At 65.6% G+C, this 4408-nt stretch carries 6 protein-coding genes; all 6 read left to right on the forward strand.

The genetic code is table 11. The features are described 5' to 3' along the window. Positions 1-779, forward strand: a 779-nt coding sequence (locus tag JNN06_RS13560) for a substrate-binding domain-containing protein (protein ID WP_291240126.1), incomplete at its 5' end; no start/stop codon positions are given. 156 nt (positions 780-935) lie between these two features. Next, positions 936-2009: an ABC transporter permease gene (locus JNN06_RS13565; protein ID WP_291240127.1), complete on the forward strand. Its 1074-nt coding sequence runs from the start codon at positions 936-938 to the stop codon at positions 2007-2009. Beyond that, positions 2006-2788, forward strand: a complete 783-nt coding sequence (locus JNN06_RS13570; protein WP_291240128.1) for an ATP-binding cassette domain-containing protein — start codon at positions 2006-2008, stop codon at positions 2786-2788. The genes JNN06_RS13565 and JNN06_RS13570 overlap by 4 nt, the downstream gene beginning before the upstream one ends. Next, on the forward strand, positions 2785-3390 hold the full coding sequence (locus JNN06_RS13575) for a nucleoside/nucleotide kinase family protein (protein ID WP_291240129.1): 606 nt from the start codon (positions 2785-2787) through the stop codon (positions 3388-3390). The genes JNN06_RS13570 and JNN06_RS13575 overlap by 4 nt, the downstream gene beginning before the upstream one ends. 51 nt (positions 3391-3441) lie before the next feature. Beyond that, on the forward strand, positions 3442-3909 hold the full coding sequence (gene dut, locus JNN06_RS13580) for a dUTP diphosphatase (protein WP_291240130.1): 468 nt from the start codon (positions 3442-3444) through the stop codon (positions 3907-3909). Then, on the forward strand, positions 3906-4408 hold a 503-nt coding region (locus JNN06_RS13585; RefSeq protein WP_291240131.1), incomplete at its 3' end, for a ThiF family adenylyltransferase. The genes dut and JNN06_RS13585, both read left to right, overlap by 4 nt.

Raw genomic sequence — 4408 nt, forward strand, 5'->3', positions numbered from 1 at the left:
CCGATGGCGCCAAAGGCATTCTGATCACCGCCTCGGACACCAAGGCCATCGTTGATTCGGTGAAAGCTGCCCGCGACGCCGGCCTGCTGGTCATCGCGCTGGACACGCCGCTGGACCCGATCGACGCCGCTGACGCGACCTTCGCCACCGACAACTTCCAGGCGGGCCTGCTGATCGGCCAATGGGCCAAGGCCACCATGGGCGACAAGGCCGCAGAGGCCAAGATCGCACTGCTCGACCTCGCCATCTCGCAGCCCTCGGTCGACGTGCTGCGCGACCAGGGCTTCCTGCAAGGCTTTGGCATCGACCTGGCCGACCCGAACAAATGGGGCGACGAGAGCGACGCGCGCATCGTGGGCAACGAGGTCACCTCGGGCAACGAAGAGGGCGGGCTGAAGGCCATGGAAACCCTGCTGGCCAAAGACCCGGAAATCAACGTGGTCTACACGATCAACGAGCCCTCGGCTGCCGGTGCCTATGAGGCGCTGAAGGCCATCGGCCGTGAGAAAGACGTGCTGATCGTGTCGGTTGACGGCGGCTGCCCCGGCGTTGCCAATGTGAAGGATGGCATCATCGGCGCCACCTCGCAGCAATACCCGCTGCAAATGGCCTCGCTGGGTGTGGAGGCGATTGCCAAATTCGCCGCCGATGGCACCAAGCCCGCTCCGACCGAAGGCAAGGCCTTCTTCGACACCGGCGTGGCGCTGATCACCGACAAACCCGCCGCGGGCGTCGAGTCGATCGACACCGCCAAGGGCACGGAGCTGTGCTGGGGCTGATCGCCTGTTGACCGACCCCCGGTCGGTCTGAGAACCTCACTCAAGGGCGGCCCCCCATCGGGCGGTGCCGCCCTTGTCACAAGTGGCGCCTGCGCGCCACGGATGGGGCCCAGGCGCGCAACGGAAAGGCGCGGGGCACGAAGGGGGAATGTGACCATGGCATCCGAACCACAACCCGCAACCAGTTTCGAGGAGGGCCTGAAGGGCGCCTCGGAAAAGGTGGCGGAGTTTCAGGAAGAAAAATCCGCGTTGAAGAAGTTGCAGCACTGGCTGCACCAGACGCCCTCGGCCGTGCCGATGATCGTGCTGGTGGTGGCGCTGATCATCTTTGGCCTGCTGTCGCCGAATTTCTTCAAGGCGACCACGCTTTCAACGATCTTGCAGCAGATCGCCATCGTGGGGATCATCGGCTGCGCGCAATCCATCGTGGTGCTGACGGCGGGCATCGACCTGTCGGTCGGCGCGATTGCGGTGTTTTCCTCGGTGCTGATGGGGCAGATGACCTTCCGCTTTGGCATTCCGGCCCCGGTTTCGATCCTGATCGGCCTCGCGCTTGGCACGGCCATGGGGTTTGCGAATGGCTGGCTGGTGGCCAAGGTGAAATTGCCGCCCTTCATCGTGACGCTGGGCACCTGGCAGATCCTGCTGGCCTCGAACTTCATCTTTTCCGCCAATGAGACGATCCGCTCCTCCGACATTGCCGAACAGGCGGCGGCGCTGCAATTCTGGGGCGGCTCGATCCAGCCCGGCGGCGTGAAGGTGCTGTATGCGGTGTTCCTGATGGTCGCGCTGGTGGCGATCATGGCCTATGTGCTGCGCCAGACCGCCTGGGGGCGCCACGTCTACGCCGTGGGCGACGACCCCGACGCGGCAGAGCTGGCGGGCGTGCAGACCCAGAAAATCCTCATTCAGGTCTATGCGCTGGCCGGACTGTTCTGCGCCATCGCGGGCTGGGTGATGATCGGCCGCTTCGGCTCGGTCTCGCCCACGGCCTCGACCGGGCAATTGGGCAATATCCAATCCATCACGGCAGTGGTGATCGGCGGGATCAGCCTGTTCGGCGGGCGCGGTTCCATCGTGGGCATGTTCTTCGGCGCGCTGATCGTCGGCGTGTTCGAGATGGGCCTGAAGATGGTCGGCACCGACCCGCAATGGACCTTCTTCCTGATTGGCATGCTTATCATCCTCGCCGTGGCGGTGGATCAGTGGATCAGAAAGGCTTCGGCATGACGCAAGAACCTCTTCTCAAGGCGCGTGGTCTGGTCAAGCGTTACGGCAAGGTGACCGCGCTGAACCATTGCGATTTCGATCTGATGCCGGGCGAGATTCTGGCGGTGATCGGGGATAACGGCGCCGGTAAATCAAGCCTTATCAAGGCCTTGTCGGGTGCTGTGCAGCCCGATGAAGGCGAGATCACCCTGGATGGCAAGCCGGTCAATTTCAGCACGCCGCTGGATGCGCGCGCCCATGGCATCGAATGCGTCTATCAGACGCTCGCCATGTCGCCCGCGCTGTCGATCGCCGACAACATGTTCATGGGCCGCGAGCTGCGCAAGCCCGGCATCATGGGCAGCCTGTTCCGCCAGCTGGACCGTCCGGCGATGGAGACCTTCGCCCGGGCCAAGCTGAACGAGCTGGGGCTGATGACGATCCAGAACATCAACCAGCCGGTCGAGACGCTTTCGGGCGGTCAGCGGCAGGGGGTTGCGGTGGCGCGGGCGGCGGCCTTCGGCTCCAAGGTGGTGATCCTGGACGAGCCGACGGCGGCGCTTGGCGTGAAGGAAAGCCGCCGCGTGCTGGAGCTGATCCGCGATGTGCGCGCGCGGGGCATTCCGATCATCCTGATCAGCCACAACATGCCGCATGTGTTTGAAGTGGCTGACCGCATTCACATTCACCGTCTGGGGCGCAGGCTCTGCGTCATCAAGCCGGGCGACTATTCGATGTCGGATGCGGTGGCCTTCATGACCGGGGCGAAACTGCCCGAAGGCGTGACGGAAGACGCATGACGCCGGAGGCATTGGCCGGGCTGATCCGGCAACGCGCAGTTCGGCAGGGGCGGTTCATCACCGCCCTTGCCGGCCCACCGGGGGCGGGGAAATCCACTTTGGCCGAGGCCGTGGTGGCGGCCCTGGGCACGGGCGCCCGTGTGGTGCCGATGGACGGGTTTCATTTGGACAATCAAGTGCTTGACGCTCGCGGGTTGCGGGCGCGCAAGGGCTGCCCCGAAAGTTTCGATGCCTTGGGTTTCGTGCATCTGATCCGGCGCCTGCGGGCCGAGGATGAGGTGGTGATCCCGGTCTTTGATCGGGGCCTCGATCTGGCGCGGGCGGGCGGCGATGTGGTGGGGCCTGCGGACAAGCTGTTGATCGTGGAGGGAAATTACCTTCTGCTGGATTCCGCGCCCTGGTCTGAGGCTCGCCCGCTTTACGATCTGACCGTGGCGCTGGATGTGCCCGAGGCCGAGCTGGAGCGCCGCCTGATCCGCCGCTGGCTGGACCATGGCCATGACGCGGCAGCGGCAGAGGCGCGGGCGCTGTCGAATGACATTCCCAACGCCCGCCGCGTGCTGCAAGGCAGCGTGGCGGCCGAGATTGTGATCCGGCAATAGCTTGCCTTTGGCCCGCGCCCGGCCCATGAACAGCAAAACGGGGAGGGCGCCATGGCACCGGAATTGCGCGTTGTTTGGGAAGATTGGGCGGATCGGGCTCTGCCCCTGCCGAGCTATGAAAGCCCCGGCGCGGCCGGCGCCGACATCCGCGCCAACCTGCCCGAGGCCGAGCGCGCGGCGGGCATCACCTTGCAGCCGATGCAGCGCCTGATCGTGCCAACCGGATTTCGCGTTGAAATTCCAGTGGGTTACGAGATGCAGATCCGGCCCCGCTCGGGTCTTGCGCTGAAACATGGCATCAGCCTGCCCAATACGCCCGGCACCATTGACAGCGATTATCGCGGGCCTTTGGGCGTGGCCTTGATCAATCTGGGGGATCGGGCCTTTACCCTGCACCATGGCGACCGGATCGCGCAGATGATCGTGGCGCCGGTGGTGCAGGCGCGCTTTGCCGTGGTGGAACATCTGAGCGAGACCGCGCGCGGCGAGGGTGGATTCGGTTCGACGGGGCGGCGCTGATGGCGTTGGTTTTCCTTGCCTTTGCAACGGTTTGGGGCATTGGCTGGGCCATGGGTGCCCCGCTGCGGCAACGGCTTGCAGCGGTCGGGGGCCTTTGGTCGCTGGTGGTGCTGGCGCTGCTGCTGCTGCCCGAAGGCCCTGTGCGCGCCGCATTGGGGGGCGATGCGCGGCCCTGGCTGGTGCTGGGGGCACTGCTGGGCTTGGGGCTGGCCTATCGGGCCGGTCTGGGCTGGCTGCGCGCCCGCGCGCCACAGGCGGTGACGCCCGAGGCCAGCACCTTTTCCGAGGCCGAGTTGCGGCGCTATTCCCGCCATCTGCTGCTGCGCGAGATCGGCGGCCCGGGGCAGCAGAGGCTGAAACAGGCGCGGGTGCTGGTGATCGGCGCCGGGGGGCTTGGCAGCCCGATCTGCCTCTATCTGGCGGCCTCGGGCGTGGGGACGATCACGGTGATCGACCCGGACCGGATCGAAAGTTCCAACCTGCAACGCCAGATCATTCA

This window comes from Gemmobacter sp., assembly GCF_016792925.1.
GTDB lineage: Bacteria > Pseudomonadota > Alphaproteobacteria > Rhodobacterales > Rhodobacteraceae > Gemmobacter.